Here is a 14,537-nt window from a genome sequence, read left to right as displayed (position 1 = left end):
CCCGATTCCGCGGCCGCGGGGCCCGTCCGCCCTCAGTTCGCGAGGACCCGGTCCACGAAGGCGGTCACGTCCGCGAGGACCGTGTCCTTGTTCGTCTCGTTGAACACCTCGTGCTGAGCGCCCGCGTACACACGCTCGGTCCAGTCGGCCCCGCGCAGCTCCTCGATGCCCGCGCGGCTGGCGGGCAGCGGCACGATCCGGTCGTCGTCCCCGTGCAGCCACAGCAGCGGCAGTGCCCCCACGTCACCGCTCTTGGCGATGGTCTCCAGAGTGCGTACGAACGCCTCCAGGGTCGGGCGCTTGAACGGTCCGTGCCAGACCAGCGGATCCGCCGCGTACGCCTCGCCGACCGACGGGTCGCGCGAGAGCGTGGTCGGGTCGATGGGGATGTCGGGCAGCGGGTCGAGCGCGAGCAGCTGGGGCAGCAGGTCCCAGCCGCCGATGACCGGCCCGGAGAGGACGAGCGCGGCCAGGCCCTCTCCGTACCGCTGGGCGTGTCGCGCGGCGATCAGGCCGCCCATCGAGTGACCGATCAGCACGACAGGCACACCCGGATGGGCGGCCCGGGCCAGCCGCTCCACCGCGTGGACGTCGCTCACCACGTCCTCGAAGTCCTCGACCAGCACGCGCTCGCCCGCCGACCTGCCGTGCCCCATGTGGTCGGGGCCGAACACGGCCGCGCCGTGCCCGTGCAGTACGTCGGCCACGTACCCGTATCGTCCGATGTGCTCCCCGTAGCCGTGCACCAGCAAGGCCACGTACCGGGGCCGCTCCCGTGGCCACTCGCGTGCGGTGATCGTGCCCCGGGTGCCCGTGAGGGTGTGCTCGCGGGAGTCGGCCATGGGTCCTCCATCGGCGTCGGCGAAGGGTCGGGAGCGATCTTTCCAGGGGGCGAGGGAGCGGTCCATACCGCGCGACCGGCGCCGGAGGCAGGGGCCACCTGTCGAGACGGTCCTGACGCGACCGGATACGTGGGCATAGCATCGGTCCCCGCATGAACACGATGACGCTCTGGCACATATCCCTGTGGGAGTTCGCCGCACTCGCCGCCGCGGCCCTGCTCGTCGGCTTCTCCAAGACAGCCGTCAGCGGCGCCAACACGGTCAGCCTCGCCATCTTCGCGGCCGTCCTGCCCGCCCGGGCGTCGACCGGAGTCCTGCTGCCGATTCTCATCGTCGGCGACGTGCTCGCCGTGCTCACCTACCGGCGGCACGCACACTGGCCGACGCTGTGGAAACTCTTCCCGGCGGTCGCCGCGGGAGTCGTCGTCGGCACGGTGTTCCTGATGTGGGCCGACGACCAGGTCGTACGGACGTCCATCGGCGCGATCCTGCTGCTGATGGCCGGGGTCACCGTCTGGCGCCGCCACAGGGCCGAGGCGGAGGAGGAACCCGACTCACTGGCCTCGCGCACCGGCCGCATCAAGGCACGTTCGTACGGCGTCCTGGGCGGCTTCACCACGATGGTCGCCAACGCGGGCGGCCCGGTGATGTCGATGTACCTGCTCTCCGCGGGCTTCCGGAAGCTCGGCTTCCTGGGGACCTCCGCCTTCTTCTTCCTGATCGTCAACGTGTCCAAGGTCCCCTTCAGCGTCGGCCTCGGCCTGATCGACGGCAACTCGCTGCTGCTGGACGCCGCGCTCGCCGCCTTCGTCGTACCGGGGGCGCTCATCGGGAAATGGGCCGTCAACAAGATCAATCAGCGACTGTTCGAACAGCTGGTGATCGCGGCGACGGTGGTGGGCGGAGCACAGCTGCTCCTGCGCTGATGCCGCATCCCCGAGCCCCGTAAGGGGCGCGGGGAACTGCGCGACCAGCCCTCACCGGCTCGCGGCAAAACACGAACCGCAAATCCAGCGGAGCGTCTACGCTGGGAAGCGTCAGTGTGTTCCCGGGGCAGGGAGGCTGCGGCCATGTCCGAGGCGTCCGGTCACCAGGATCCACCGGCATCCGCCCGCTATCTGCCGATCGCCGAGCACGGCCTGATCGGCGATCTGCGCAGCGTGGCCCTGGTGGGCACGAACGGCACGATCGACTGGTACTGCTGTCCGTCCTTCGACGCCCCGAGCGTCTTCGCCTCCATCCTCGACGCCGACCGGGGCGGCTCCTTCGAGCTGGCGGCCGCCGTGCCGGCCCGGACCAAGCAGTTCTACTTCCCCGACACCAACGTCCTGGTCACCCGGTTCTTCACCGAGGACGGGGTGGGCGAGATCCAGGACTTCATGCCGGTGGACGGCGACAAGACCGAGGCGGACCGGCACCGGCTCATCCGCCGAGTGCTGTGCGTACGAGGCTCGATTCCCTTCCGCGCGCGGGTGGCCCCCCGGTTCGAGTACGGAGCCCGGCCGCACACCGCACGGATGCACGACGACATGGTGGTCTTCGAGTCGGCGGACCTGTCCCTCGCGCTGACCGCCACGGAGCCCCTCGAATGCGACGGGCTCGACGCGCGAGTGGACTTCAAGCTCCAGGAGGGCGAGTCCGCGGTGTTCGCCCTCGACCAGGTCAGCGGCGACATCGCGCCCCGCCGCTGCCCGCGCGCCGAGGCCGAGGAGCTGTTCGCCGCCACGGTGGCCTTCTGGCGGCAATGGCTGACCGCCTCCCAGTACCGTGGCCGGTGGCGGGAGATGGTGCACCGCTCCGCGCTGACCCTCAAGCTGCTCACCTACGCGCCGACCGGTGCGATCGTCGCCGCGGCCACGACCAGCCTGCCCGAACAACTCGGCGGCGAGCGCAACTGGGACTACCGGTACGTGTGGGTGCGCGACGCCGCCTTCTGTGTGTACGCGCTGCTGAGGCTCGGTTTCACCAGCGAGGCCGAGTCCTTCATGGCCTTCGCGGCCAAGTACATCACCCCGGGCGACGGCCTCCCCGGGGGCCCACTGCAGATCATGTACGGCATCGACGGCCGCACCGACCTGCCCGAGCGGGAACTGCCCCACCTGGAGGGGTACCAGGGCTCCGCGCCGGTCCGGGTGGGCAACGCGGCGTCCGACCAGCTCCAGCTCGACATCTACGGCGCGCTCATCGACTCGGTCTACCTCTACGACAAGTGGGCCCAGCCGATCTCCAGCGATCAGTGGGACGACATCTGCGGACTGGTCGACTGGGTCTGCGAACACTGGGACCAGCCCGACGAGGGCGTCTGGGAGACCCGCGGCGGCCGCAAGAACTTCCTCTACTCCCGGCTCATGTGCTGGGTGGCGATCGAGCGGGCCATCAGGCTGGCCACCCGCAGGGGTCTGCCCGCGGACATCGTGCGCTGGCGCGACGCCCGCGACACGATCTACCGGCGGATCATGAAGCGCTGCTGGTCACCGGCGCGCCAGGCGTTCGTCCAGCACGAGGACGACGACGTCCTGGACGCCGCGGTGCTGATGATGCCCCTGGCCAAGTTCATCTCGCCCACCGACCCGAAGTGGCTCTCCACCCTCGACGCGCTCACCGAGGACCTGGTCTCCGACTCGCTGGTCTACCGCTACGACCCGAACGCGAGCCCCGACGGCCTGCGCGGCGAGGAGGGCACCTTCTCGATCTGCTCCTTCTGGTACGTCGAGGCCCTGACCCGGGCCGGCCGGCTCGACGAGGCCCGGCTGGCCTTCGAGAAGATGCTCACCTACGCCAACCACCTCGGCCTGTACGCCGAGGAGATCAGCCACACCGGCGAACAGCAGGGCAATTTCCCGCAGGCCTTCACCCATCTCTCCCTGATCAGCGCGGCGTTCAACCTGGACCGGGCCCTGGGCTGACCGAGCCCGCCAGGGACGCCGGACCGGCGGACCGTCACACCGCGGGACCGTCAGTCCGGCGAAGGAGCCCGGCCCCGTACGCTCGATGCCATGTCCCCGCATGTCCTGGTCCTCGGCGGGACCACCGAGGCGCGCGAACTGGCCGCGTCGCTCGCGACCCGCCCCGGCGTGCGCGTGACCACGTCGCTCGCGGGCCGCGTGTCCCGGCCGGGGGCCCTGGACGGGGAGGTACGCGTCGGGGGTTTCGGCGGGGCTGACGGCCTGGCGGAGTGGCTGCGGGCCGAGCACGTGGACGCCGTCGTCGACGCCACGCACCCCTTCGCGACGGGCATCACCGAGAACGCGGCACGGGCCGCGGCGGCCACCGGAGTCCGGGCCGTCGTCCTGCGCCGCCCGGGCTGGGTCCCCGTCCCCGGCGACCGCTGGCACCCGGCGGCGTCCCTCGCCGAAGCCGCCGCCCTGCTCCCGCCCCTGGGCCGGCGTGTCTTCCTCACGACGGGCCGCCTGGGCCTCGCGGCCTTCGCCCGGGAGCCCGGACTGCACTACCTCGTACGCTCGGTGGAACCCCCCGAGCCGCCGATGCCGCGCCACACGGAAGTCCTGCTGGCGCGCGGCCCGTTCACGGTGGAGTCCGAAACGGCCCTCCTGCGCGACCACCTCATCGACGTCCTGGTCACCAAGGACAGCGGCGGCTCGGCCACCTCGGCCAAACTGACGGCCGCCCGCGCACTGGGACTGCCGGTCGTGGTCGTACACCGCCCGCCCCTCCCTGAGGGCGTACGGGCCGAACCGGATGTGGCGTCGGTGCTGGCCCGGCTGGGCTTCGGGGAAGGGTAGAGCCCAGGGCCGCCCGGGCGGCGTGCTCGTCAGCTTTCCTTCGCGGCCGTCGCCAGGGACTTGGGGCGGTTCTCCGTCAGGATGTCGTTGGTGAGGTCCTCGACCAGGAGACGCTTGGCGATGGTGTCGACGGCGGCGCGGAGGTCCGCGCCGGAGGGGCGGCCGACGTCCTGTTCGACGCGTTCGGCGAGCGCGGTGGACAAGGCCTCGCCGATGACGTGGGCCTCGCGGTCGCCCGCCTCGGTGTGGGAGAAGAGGGTGCCGTCGCGCGTGAGGTAGCCCTCGTCGACCATGCGCTGGAAGACCGGGACCAGGACCTCCGGAGGCATGCGGCGGCGGGCGGCGATCAGGCCGAGGCTCGCGTGGCCGACCATCCGGGTGAACAGCTCGACCTGCATCACGGCCCAGGCGCCCGCGATGTCGAGACGGGTGTCGGACTCGGTGACGAGCCGGCGCATGGCGTCAGGACTCGTACCGCCGATGATCTTTCCGACCACGGCCTCCAGACGCCGCTGGTTGTCGGCCGAGGAGGGGGTCCCGAAGCCCTCGCCCAGATCCGTGGACCCCATCCGGGCGCTGTCGCGCAGCTCCACCTGCTTGAGGAACAGCGCGACCACGAAACCGATCAGCGTCACCGGCACGGTCCACAGGAAGACGGTCTGGAGCGTGTCGGCGTACGCCTCCACGATGGGCGCGGCGGTCGCCGACGGCAGTCCGTCCAGCCCCTCAGGGCTGGACGCGGCCTTCATGAGGGTCGCGGGGTCGGTCCCGCTCGTCCGGGCCGCCTCCGCGACACCGTCCTTGAGCTGGGGCGTAAGCGTGTTCGTGTAGATCGTGCCGAACACCGCGGTGCCGAACGAGCTGCCCAGCGTACGGAAGAAGGTCACTCCGGACGTCGCGGTGCCCAGGTCGGTGTACTCGACGGTGTTCTGCACGGCGATGGTGAGCACCTGCATGCACAGACCGATCCCGGTGCCCAGGACGAACATGTAGAACGACGCGAGCCAGGTGTTGGTGCCGGGGCCCATCAGGGAGAGCAGAAACAGGCCGATGCCCATGACCAGGGACCCGACGATGGGGAAGACGCGGTAGTGGCCGGTCTTGCTGACGACGTTGCCGCTGAACACCGACGCGATGAGCAGCCCGATGACCATGGGCAGGGTGCGGACGCCGGAGACCGTGGCCGAGTCGCCGTCCACGTACTGCAGGAACGTCGGCAGGAACGTCATCGCGCCGAGCATCGCGAAGCCCACGATGAAGCTGAGGATCGAGCAGACCGTGAAGACGGGGTTGCCGAACAGCCGCATCGGCAGCATCGGTTGGTCCGCGCGTGTCTCCGCCCAGCAGAAGGCCGCGAGGGCGACGACGCCACCCGCGAAGAGGCCGATGATGACCGGCGAGCCCCAGGCGTACTCGTTGCCGCCCCAGCTCGTCGCCAGGATCAGGGCGCTGGCGCCGATGGCCACGAAGGCGATGCCCAGGTAGTCGATGACCGGGCGGGAGGCCGATTTCACCACCGGGATCGTGCGGGCCGCGGCCACGACGACGAGGATCGCGATCGGGACGTTGACGTAGAAGCACCAGCGCCAGGTGAGATGGTCGGTGAAGAGCCCGCCGAGCAGGGGGCCGATGACGGTGGCGACACCGAAGACGGCACCGATGGCGCCCTGGTACTTCCCGCGCTCCCGCAGCGGGATCACATCGGCGATCAGAGCCATCGCGGTGACCATCAGACCGCCCGCGCCGATGCCCTGCATGCCCCGCCAGACGATCAGCAGCGTCATGTTCGAGGCGAGGCCGCACAGGAACGAGCCGGTGATGAAGATGATCGCCGACGCCTGGAAGACCAGCTTGCGGCCGAACAGGTCACCGAACTTGCCGACCAGCACCGTCGCGACGGTCTCCGCCAGCAGATAGCTGGTGACCACCCACGACATGTGCTCCGCACCGCCGAGGTCCGACACGATCGTCGGCAGGGCCGTGCCGACGATCGTCTGGTCCAGCGCGGCCAGCAGCATGCCGAGCATGATCGTCACGAAGACGACATTGCGGCGGCGCTTGTCCAGCACGGGCGGCTGCGCGGGGGTCTCCTGAGCCTCGGACGGCGGCTCGGCGGTGTCGGTGGTCGTCACATCCGTCAGCTTCACACCGGGTGGTGGCACGTGCATGCGGGGCCGTCCGCACGGGTGCGGGGCGCTGCCGCGGGGGTGGTGCGGAGCGTTCAGGGGCACCCCGCGCCCCTGAACGCTCCGTCGGAAGGTCCGTGCTTCGACCGCGGGTCCGCCGTGGCCGGTCGCGCAGTTCCCCGCGCCCCTTTGGGGCGCGCTGCCGGACCCGTTCAGTCCCGGGGGCGTCTGCGCAGCAGGTAGGTGTCCATGATCCAGCCCTTGCGGTCGCGGGCCCGCTCGCGCAGTTCGGCGATGCGTGGGGCCGTCTCCGCGAGTGGGCCGGAGGCCAGGATCTCGTCGGGCGTGCCGATGTAGGCGCCCCAGTAGATGTCGATGTCCTGGTCGGCGTACCGCTGGAAGGCCTGGTGGGCGTCGAGCATGACCACCACGTCGTCGACGTCCTCCGGGAAGCCCTGGGCGAGCCGGCGGCCCGTGGTGATCTGGACGGGCCGGGCCACGCGGTTGAGCCCCGTGCGGTGGCGGGCGACCAGCGCCGAGACGCTGCTGATGCCCGGCACCACGTCGTGTTCGAAGGAGACCGCGCCCCGGTCGAGGATCTCCTCCAGAATCCCCAGCGTGCTGTCGTACAAGGAGGGGTCGCCCCAGACGAGGAACGCCCCGCTCTCGTCCTCGCCCAGCTCCTCGGTGATCAGCCGCTCGTAGATGTCGGCGCGGGCACTGCGCCAGTCGCCGACGGCGGGGGAGTAGCCCGCGCCCCCGGCGGCCCGGTCCCGCTCCGGGTCGCGCGCCTCCACCAGGCGGTACGCCCCGTCCGGCAGATGCGCGTCGAGAATGTCACGGCGCAACTGGACGAGGTCCGACTTGGCCTCGCCCTTGTCGAGGATGAAGAACACGTCCGTGCTCCTCAGCGCCTTGACCGCCTGCAGGGTCAGTTGGTCGGGATCGCCCGCCCCGATGCCGATGACATGAATCTTTCGCACACCCCGAGTCTGCCCCACGCCACCGACAGGCCCGTCACCGCGTCCGACGAGGTGGGCCGGCCCTGGTCCCGGGCCGCCCTCAGGCCCCGTCGCCCCGCAGCCGCGGCGCCCACACCTCCGCGTCCACGGCCGCCCCGTCCTTCTCCACCGTGCCCGCCAACTCCCGCGCCCACGCGGCCAGCCCGGCCAGCTCCAGCCCGTACGGCCGCGGCTGTTCGGCCTTCGCCCCCCACTCCTCGACGGCCCCGGCGCCCCGCAGCAGCAGCCGCGCCCCGCCCGTCACGTTCCCCCGGGCCGCGTGGGTGAGCCCCACCGCGAGCTGGGCCAGCCCGCGCCACAGCGCCCGCTCCTCGTCGGGGCCCGACTTCCACGCGTCCTCGAAGACCTCGTGCGCGTGGAACGGTTTGCCCGCCGCCAGCAGCGCCTGCGCCTCGGTGACCGTGTCCTCGGGCGCGCGCACCACCCCTTCGGGCTGCCGCTCCACCCCGTCGGTCCCGTACGGCAGGGGCCGCCCGAGCCCGTCCCGGGGCCGCGCGTTGCGCGCCCGCCCTTCGGCGTCCCGGTCCCGCCTGTCGTCAGAAGCACTGCTCATGCACCGATTGTCCCTCGCCCCACGCCACCTTCGAAGCAGCCCCGGGTGTGGGGTAGTGTTCTGTCTGCGCGATCACGCGGTTCACCGCGACGAAGCGCATCGGGACGTGGCGCAGCTTGGTAGCGCACTTGACTGGGGGTCAAGGGGTCGCAGGTTCAAATCCTGTCGTCCCGACAGCATCGAACAGCGGGTCTGCCGACAACGGCGGGCCCGCTGGATGCGTTTGTGCGGCGGGTGACGATGTCCCGCGGTCTCCGCGCAGGCGTCCCGACGACCGGGCGAATCCCGCATGGGTTGTCGTATGGGTTGCTGTGTGGGTTCCCGTGCGAGTCAGTCATCGGATGAAAACCGAGTGCGTCGGCGCCATTGACGCATCAATAGTCGCTTCCTACCCTCCCGTTTAACCGAGTCATCGGATCAATCTGACGGGAGATCGATGATGGGTGTCAGCAGGCGGGGGTTCCTGGGCAGCGTCGCCGCGAGCGCGGCCGGCGGAGCGGCGACCGGGATGGGTGTCGCGGAACCGGCGGCGGCGCTGCCGGGCCCGGTCGTCGGCCCCGTGGCCCTCACCGGTATGCGTACCGACCGCGAATGGCGGGACTTCCTCGCCGGGCAGGACCCGCGCTGGAAGCGAATGCCGCGCGCCTGGTACGAGGGGCCGTTCCTCGGCAACGGTCTGCTCGGCTCGATCGTCCACCAGGAACCCGGCACCAACGTCCTGCGCTTCACCGTGCACCACAGCGAAGTGCAGGACCACCGGCCGGAGTTCGGCCACAACTGGGGCGTGGCCCGCCTCCCGGTCGGCAATCTCCGTCTGCACCCCGTCGGCGCCATCACCGGCGCCGACCTGCGCCTGGACCTGTGGAACGCCGAGGTCGGCGGAACGGTCACCACGGACAAGGGCACCATCGCCCTGCGCGCGCTGGTCCACAACGACCGGACGCTGCTGCTCGTCACCGCACGCGCGAGCGCGGGCGAGCGCGACTTCCGCTGGGAGTTCGTCCCCTCGCCCGCCGTCAGCCCGCGCATCGTCCGGGAGGACCCTCCGGCGGGCCTGGAGCCCAACCCCGCTCCGGTGGCCACACGCGAGCCGGACGGCACGGGCGTCGTCGTGCAGTCACTGGTCGCGGGCGGCCGGACCGTCACCGTCCACCGGGAGCGCCGACACGGCGACGAACGCTCGTACGTCCTGGCCGTCGCCCACTCCCATCCCGGCACCGACGCCGAGGGACGGGCGAGATCGGCGGTCCGCAAGGCGTCCGCGCTGCCCGTCTCCAGCCTGCTGCGCACCCACCGCGCGTGGTGGCACCGCTTCTACCGCAAGAGCTTCCTCTCCGTCCCCGACGAGATGCTGCAGAGCTTCTACTGGATCCAGCTCTACAAACTCGCCTCCGCGGCCCGCGAGGACGCGCCGATCATGGCGACCACCGGGCCCTGGCTGGAGTCCACGCCCTGGCCCGCAGTGTGGTGGAACCTCAACGTCCAGCTGGAGTACTGGGCGGTGCACGGCTCCAACCACCTTGAGCTGGACGCCGTCCCGCGCACCCTCGCCGAGAACACCGACACACTCATCGGCGGCCTGCGCCCCGAGTACCGGTCCGACTCGGCGGGCCTGCGCCGCGCCACCGACGCCACCTGCGACACCAGCGGCACCGTCGCCGTCCCCGGCGTCGGCGCCAACCCGGAGCTCGGCAACCTGCCCTGGGCACTGCACAACGTCTGGCTGACCTACCGGCACACCATGGACCGGGGCCTCCTGGAGGACGTCCTGTACCCCCTGCTGCGCCGAAGCACCAACTACTACCTGCACTTCCTGTACGAGGGTGACGACGGCCGGCTGCATCTGCCACCGACCCACTCGCCCGAGTACGGCAACGCCCCCGACTGCAACTACGACCTGGCGCTGCTGCGTTGGAGTTGCAAGACCCTGCTGGAGACCACCGACCTGCTCGGCGTACCGGACGAGTTGGCGCCCAAGTGGCGCGAGGTGCTGGAGAAGCTGACCGACCCCCCGGTGGACGAGAACGGTTTCATGGTCGGAGCAGGCGTCCCCTTCGCCAAGTCCCACCGCCACTACTCCCACATGCTCTCCGTCTACCCGCTCTGCCTCGTCAACTGGGAGCAGCCCGAACACCGCGACCTGATCGAACGGTCGCTGAAGCACTGGATCGGCTTCGAGGGCGCCCTGCGCGGCTACAGCTTCACCGGCGCCGCCTCGATCACCGCCCAGATGGGCCGGGGCGACGACTCGCTCACCTATTTAAGGGAGCTGGTCGACCGGTTCGTACAGCCCAACACCATGTACTACGAGGCGGGTCCGGTCATCGAGACACCGCTGTCCGCCGCGCAGAGCCTGCACGACATGCTCTGCCAGAGCTGGGGCGACACGATCCGTGTCTTCCCGGCCGTCCCGGGTGTCTGGCGGGACGTCACACTGCACGACTTCCGCACCCAGGGCGCGTTCCTGGTCAGCGCCGTCCGCCGGGGCGGTGCCACCCGATGGGTGCGGGTACGCAGTCTCGCCGGGGAGCCGTGCCGGATACGTCACTCCCTGCGCGGGCGGCTCACGGTCTCCGGAGTCGGTGGCCCCGCACCCGCCTGGCGCGACCTGGGCAAGGGCGTGGTCGAACTGGACCTGGCGCGCGACGCGGAGGCGGTGATCCACCCGGCCGGCTCACGGCCCGACCTGCGGATCGCCCCGGTGAAGATGACCGTGCCCGCCGATCCATGGGGGCTGCCGGAACCGCCGCAGAGCGGAACCGTCACCCAGCTCGATCTCACCGGACACTTCGACAACGACGGCATCACCACAGAGATGTACTACGGCGACGGGGACTTCGACGGCGCCGGCCGTACGTACCCCATGGCCCAACTCCCGCAGACCGGGCAGACCACGGACAACGGGATCGGCTTCCTCTTCACCAACGGCAGTGAGGGAACGAACAACAACCTCGTGGCGGCCGGGCAGGAGATCGCCGTCCCGCAGGGCGCGCAGCGTGCGTTCACGAAGCTGCACGTGCTCGGCGCGGGCGACTCGGCGGCCGTGACCGTCCCCTCGGTGGTCCGGTACGCCGACGGAACGAGCGAGGCCGCGCCGATCGCGCTCACCAACTGGCTGGCTTCCGGCCCCGAGTTCGGCGAGACCGAAGCCGTGATCACCGGTCAGATCCACGCGCGCACCGGGCCGTTGGCCACCAAGGCGGCCGTCTTCCACCAGGTGATCGAGCTCGACGCGAGCAAGCAGCTCACCGCGATCACGCTGACCGCGCCTTCGGGGCCGGCCAGGGCCCACGTTTTCGCCCTCTCACTGGAGGAGTAGCGGAAGCAGCGGGAGCAGAGGGGGAGTGGTGAACCGTGAGAAGTCGCCGAAGTCCGGCGATGTCTCGACCCGGTACGACGAAGGTCACAGTTATATATCGGACACTTCGCCCTTCAATCTTCACACGAGGTGCACATGTTGGCTAAGTTGACCGACAGGACGCACGACTCCCTCCGGTGAACCTCGCCGGGTCGCGCGGCCTCCGCCGAATCCGGTGGCCCTCGCGGCAACCGGAACCGGGGACCCACCGAACTTTGGGGTGAATCGGCCCAACCGCCCGACAGGGCAAGGGCCGTAGGGCATACCTTCCGGATTCCTCGCCCGAACCCGACAGCTAACTCGGTAGGCGGAGCACGGAAGGAGTACGGCTCCCATCGCGCCGGAACGAACCCCGCGCCCCGGAGGCAGCAACCTCCCGGGTATACCCCGGCCCGCCCTCGCGACGGCGGCCGCCACCTCAGTGGATCTGTATTCCTCGACCGGCGGATCCTCGCCCGCGAGAGAGGACGACAAGCCGAGTCGCGAAGAGGTCCAGCAGCGGATCAACAGCCTCTACGACCAGGCGGAGACCGTCAGCGGGAACTACAACGCGACCCGGGCGATGAGCTCGGGGCGCTCGCGCGAGCGTATGACCCCCGGACCCGACACGGGGCGTGGACGTGCCGACACGGTCGCCGCCGCCCCTGCCCCCGCTCTGAACGACCGCGCCAAGCAGTGGTTCGACGTGGGACGCTCGCAACTGGGGCCCCTCATCCCCGCCGTGCTGCCGCCCGACAGGATGCCGGACCGCGGCCAGGCAGAGACGCGGCCCAGGAGCACCGGCGACCGTCCGGGGGAGCGGTCGGCCGACCGTGCGCTGGAAGCGCCGGCCAAACCCGTCCTGGAGCTGACCGCAGGACCCGGCGCCGCGACAGCCGCCCGACCCGTGGCGGAGTTGACCGCGGGTCCCGTCGCCGCGCTGTCGGCCGTGCCGCAGCAGCGGCAGGAGGCCACCGAGGTCCTGCCCGCACTGGCCGCCGATCCGCGGCAGTCGCTGAAGACCTCCAAGCAGCGGAACCAGAGCAAGCTCGCGAAGGCCCGCGAACTGCTCTCCGCGCACACCGCCCGGCGGAGCACGCCGGTGGCGGCCATCGAACCCGCGCCGGCGGAGACCGCCTGGGCCACCACCGAGGGACAGGGCTACCGCCAGGCCGAGGCCGAATGGTGGCAGCAACAGCCCCAGGCACTGCCGCAGTCGGCCGGTTTCGGCACGGGAGGGTCCGTAGACGCCCTGGGCGGCCCGGACCTGACGTTCGGCATGGGTCTGCCCGCCGCTCCGGCTCCGGCAATGGCTCCGACCCCGTCCATCGGCATGGACCTGCCCATGGGACCGGACCTGACGTTCGGTATGGCTCCGCCCGTCGACGCCCGTACGCCGATCGGCACGGGTCTGCCCATCGGCTCGGACGGTGCCTCGAACCCCGGATACGGCGCTGCGACTCCGGGATACGGCGGATCGACTCCGGCGTACGCCGGGTCGACCCCGGGCTACGGCGGGAAGGCGGCGACAGCGGTCGACTTCGCCCGTGCGCAGATCGGCAAGCCCTGTGTGTGGGGAGCGATGGGGCCGGGCTCGTACGACTGCTCCAGCCTCACCCAGGCGGCCTGGAAGGCGGCGGGGGTCGCACTCCCGCGTACCGCCAACGATCAGGCGGTCGCGGGCGTGGCGGTGCCCCTCTCCGACATCCGTCTCGGCGACCTGGTTCTCTTCAACGGGCACGTCGGCCATGTCGGCATCTACAGCGGCAACGGCATGATGGTCCACGCGCCGAGCCCGGGGGCGGCCATCCGTGAGGAGTCGATCCACTGGGCCGGCGAGCCGGCGATCCACAGCGTGATCCGGCCCGCCTGACCCGACCCGGAGGCCGTATCGGTGCGCGCGCGATGCGCCGCTCGATACGGCCTCTGATCGTCTCGTTCCGGAGACGGCAGGTCCGCGAAGGTTTCAGCTCATGTCGAGCGAGACGGCGACATCGGTGATGGCTATGGGGAACTGGTCCACACTGGTCGTGGCTCCGGTGAGCACGTCGACGGTGTAGAACGTCGACGTCGAGGCACCGGCCGGGGTCAGGGTGGCGAAGGCCGTGTTCGAGATCGTCTTGCCGGCGCTCAGATCGCTGAAGATGTCGAAGCCGGCGTTGACACCGGTGTCGAAGCCCAGTGAGCCGGTCGGGACCAGCAGACCGTTGGCGGGCGGCGACTGGATGACGACCTGGTCCGAGGTCGTGTTGATGTCGAACAGCGTCGTCGCGGTGGCCGAGTTCAGGTCGTTGTTGGTGTAGGCGGCCGCGGTGACGCCGTGGGTCGTCGCCCCGTCCGTGGTCAGGGGGGTGTTCGTGGCGGTGCTGCTGTTGGCGAGGTTGTGCGCCAGGTTCTGGCCGGTGTCACTGATGATCCGCAACCGGTCGGCCGCGGGGTTGAAGTCGACACCGAAGTTCGTGCCCTGCAGCGGAACACTGAGCTGCGAGACCTTGGTGACCAGCGGGTTCGGGACCGCGGGCGGGATCTGGACCGTGTAGATGCCGCCCTTGTTGCCGACCAGGTACAACAGTCCGTTCTGTACGCGGAAGTCGAGCCCGACGACGGCGGTGTCGCCGACGAGCCCGTCGATGCGCTTGAACCAGTTGAGCGTGCCGGGGTCGTCGGTGTTGAACGCTGCCATCAGCGTACCGTCGGCCGAGATGCCGAACGCCAGCAGACGGGGCGGCGCCGCGTGGCTGGTGCCCGGCGTCGCCACGACGAGTGCCGCCATGGCGGACGCGGCCGCGACCGCCGCGGCCATTCTCTTCTTGAGCCCTGCTTTCATCGCTACTTCCCTCTCGGTCGGCGTGAGCTTGAGCGTGGATGTGAGCGCGAGCGTGTGCTGTGTCAGAGGTGTTGCCGTCTGGTCCGC

At 70.6% G+C, this 14,537-nt stretch carries 10 protein-coding genes, 1 tRNA gene and 1 riboswitch; of the genes, 6 read left to right on the top strand and 5 right to left on the bottom strand.

Annotated features, from left to right (window positions below; genetic code table 11):
• Positions 1 to 32: 32 nt before the first annotated feature.
• Positions 33 to 842: an alpha/beta hydrolase gene (locus tag JEQ17_RS08150; RefSeq protein WP_200394586.1), complete on the bottom strand. Its 810-nt coding sequence runs from the start codon at positions 840 to 842 to the stop codon at positions 33 to 35.
• A 152-nt stretch (positions 843 to 994) separates the two neighbouring features.
• On the opposite strand from JEQ17_RS08150, the gene JEQ17_RS08145 reads away from it, so the two are divergent.
• The 3 genes from JEQ17_RS08145 to JEQ17_RS08135 all read left to right on the top strand — a co-directional run bounded on the left by JEQ17_RS08145 (position 995) and on the right by JEQ17_RS08135 (position 4,585).
• Entirely contained in the window at positions 995 to 1,768 is a 774-nt protein-coding gene (locus JEQ17_RS08145) for a sulfite exporter TauE/SafE family protein (RefSeq protein ID WP_200394585.1), read from the top strand.
• 144 nt (positions 1,769 to 1,912) lie between these two features.
• Positions 1,913 to 3,748 (top strand): glycoside hydrolase family 15 protein, encoded by a 1,836-nt coding sequence (locus JEQ17_RS08140; RefSeq protein WP_200394584.1) that lies wholly within the window; start codon positions 1,913 to 1,915, stop codon positions 3,746 to 3,748.
• A gap of 90 nt (positions 3,749 to 3,838) precedes the next feature.
• The gene (locus JEQ17_RS08135; RefSeq protein ID WP_200394583.1) at positions 3,839 to 4,585 is read left to right on the top strand and encodes a cobalt-precorrin-6A reductase; all 747 of its coding nucleotides are present in this window, start codon (positions 3,839 to 3,841) and stop codon (positions 4,583 to 4,585) included.
• A gap of 29 nt (positions 4,586 to 4,614) precedes the next feature.
• On the opposite strand, the gene JEQ17_RS08130 is transcribed toward JEQ17_RS08135, so the two are convergent.
• The 3 genes from JEQ17_RS08130 to JEQ17_RS08120 form a co-directional block, all read right to left on the bottom strand.
• Positions 4,615 to 6,753, bottom strand: coding sequence for an MDR family MFS transporter (locus JEQ17_RS08130; RefSeq protein ID WP_200394582.1), 2,139 nt, complete (start codon positions 6,751 to 6,753; stop codon positions 4,615 to 4,617).
• A 170-nt stretch (positions 6,754 to 6,923) separates the two neighbouring features.
• Positions 6,924 to 7,694 carry a precorrin-6A synthase (deacetylating) gene (gene cobF / locus JEQ17_RS08125; protein ID WP_200394581.1) on the bottom strand — a complete coding sequence of 257 codons (771 nt, stop codon included), beginning with the start codon at positions 7,692 to 7,694 and terminating at the stop codon, positions 6,924 to 6,926.
• 79 nt (positions 7,695 to 7,773) lie between these two features.
• Positions 7,774 to 8,286, bottom strand: a complete 513-nt coding sequence (locus JEQ17_RS08120; RefSeq protein ID WP_200394580.1) for a DUF309 domain-containing protein — start codon at positions 8,284 to 8,286, stop codon at positions 7,774 to 7,776.
• Between the two features lie 100 nt (positions 8,287 to 8,386).
• Between JEQ17_RS08120 and JEQ17_RS08115 the strand changes: the two genes are divergently transcribed.
• The 3 genes from JEQ17_RS08115 to JEQ17_RS49930 all read left to right on the top strand — a co-directional run bounded on the left by JEQ17_RS08115 (position 8,387) and on the right by JEQ17_RS49930 (position 13,496).
• A tRNA-Pro gene (locus tag JEQ17_RS08115) sits at positions 8,387 to 8,460 on the top strand.
• 265 nt (positions 8,461 to 8,725) lie between these two features.
• On the top strand, positions 8,726 to 11,605 hold the full coding sequence (locus JEQ17_RS08110; protein WP_200394579.1) for a glycosyl hydrolase family 95 catalytic domain-containing protein: 2,880 nt from the start codon (positions 8,726 to 8,728) through the stop codon (positions 11,603 to 11,605).
• 193 nt (positions 11,606 to 11,798) lie between these two features.
• Positions 11,799 to 11,970: riboswitch (cyclic di-AMP (ydaO/yuaA leader) on the top strand.
• Between the two features lie 95 nt (positions 11,971 to 12,065).
• Complete coding sequence (locus JEQ17_RS49930) at positions 12,066 to 13,496, top strand: C40 family peptidase (RefSeq protein ID WP_234048119.1); 1,431 nt, start codon at positions 12,066 to 12,068, stop codon at positions 13,494 to 13,496.
• A gap of 93 nt (positions 13,497 to 13,589) precedes the next feature.
• Here the strand turns inward: JEQ17_RS49930 and JEQ17_RS08100 are convergent, their stop codons facing one another.
• Positions 13,590 to 14,450, bottom strand: a complete 861-nt coding sequence (locus JEQ17_RS08100; protein WP_200394578.1) for a DUF4394 domain-containing protein — start codon at positions 14,448 to 14,450, stop codon at positions 13,590 to 13,592.
• Positions 14,451 to 14,537 lie beyond the last annotated feature (87 nt).

This window comes from Streptomyces liliifuscus (assembly GCF_016598615.1).
In the GTDB taxonomy this organism is placed as follows: domain Bacteria; phylum Actinomycetota; class Actinomycetes; order Streptomycetales; family Streptomycetaceae; genus Streptomyces; species Streptomyces liliifuscus.
This window is presented reverse-complemented; position numbering and strand designations above follow the sequence as displayed.

Excerpts from the sequence above, each read along its gene's own strand:
- JEQ17_RS08140 (WP_200394584.1), top strand. The coding sequence starts at position 1,913 with ATGTCCGAGGCGTCCGGTCACCAGGATCCACCGGCATCCGCCCGCTAT.
- JEQ17_RS08120 (WP_200394580.1), bottom strand. The coding sequence starts at position 8,286 with ATGAGCAGTGCTTCTGACGACAGGCGGGACCGGGACGCCGAAGGGCGG.
- JEQ17_RS08100 (WP_200394578.1), bottom strand. The coding sequence starts at position 14,450 with ATGAAAGCAGGGCTCAAGAAGAGAATGGCCGCGGCGGTCGCGGCCGCG.
- JEQ17_RS08150 (WP_200394586.1), bottom strand. The coding sequence starts at position 842 with ATGGCCGACTCCCGCGAGCACACCCTCACGGGCACCCGGGGCACGATC.
- JEQ17_RS08130 (WP_200394582.1), bottom strand. The coding sequence starts at position 6,753 with ATGCACGTGCCACCACCCGGTGTGAAGCTGACGGATGTGACGACCACC.
- JEQ17_RS08145 (WP_200394585.1), top strand. The coding sequence starts at position 995 with ATGAACACGATGACGCTCTGGCACATATCCCTGTGGGAGTTCGCCGCA.
- JEQ17_RS08110 (WP_200394579.1), top strand. The coding sequence starts at position 8,726 with ATGGGTGTCAGCAGGCGGGGGTTCCTGGGCAGCGTCGCCGCGAGCGCG.
- JEQ17_RS08135 (WP_200394583.1), top strand. The coding sequence starts at position 3,839 with ATGTCCCCGCATGTCCTGGTCCTCGGCGGGACCACCGAGGCGCGCGAA.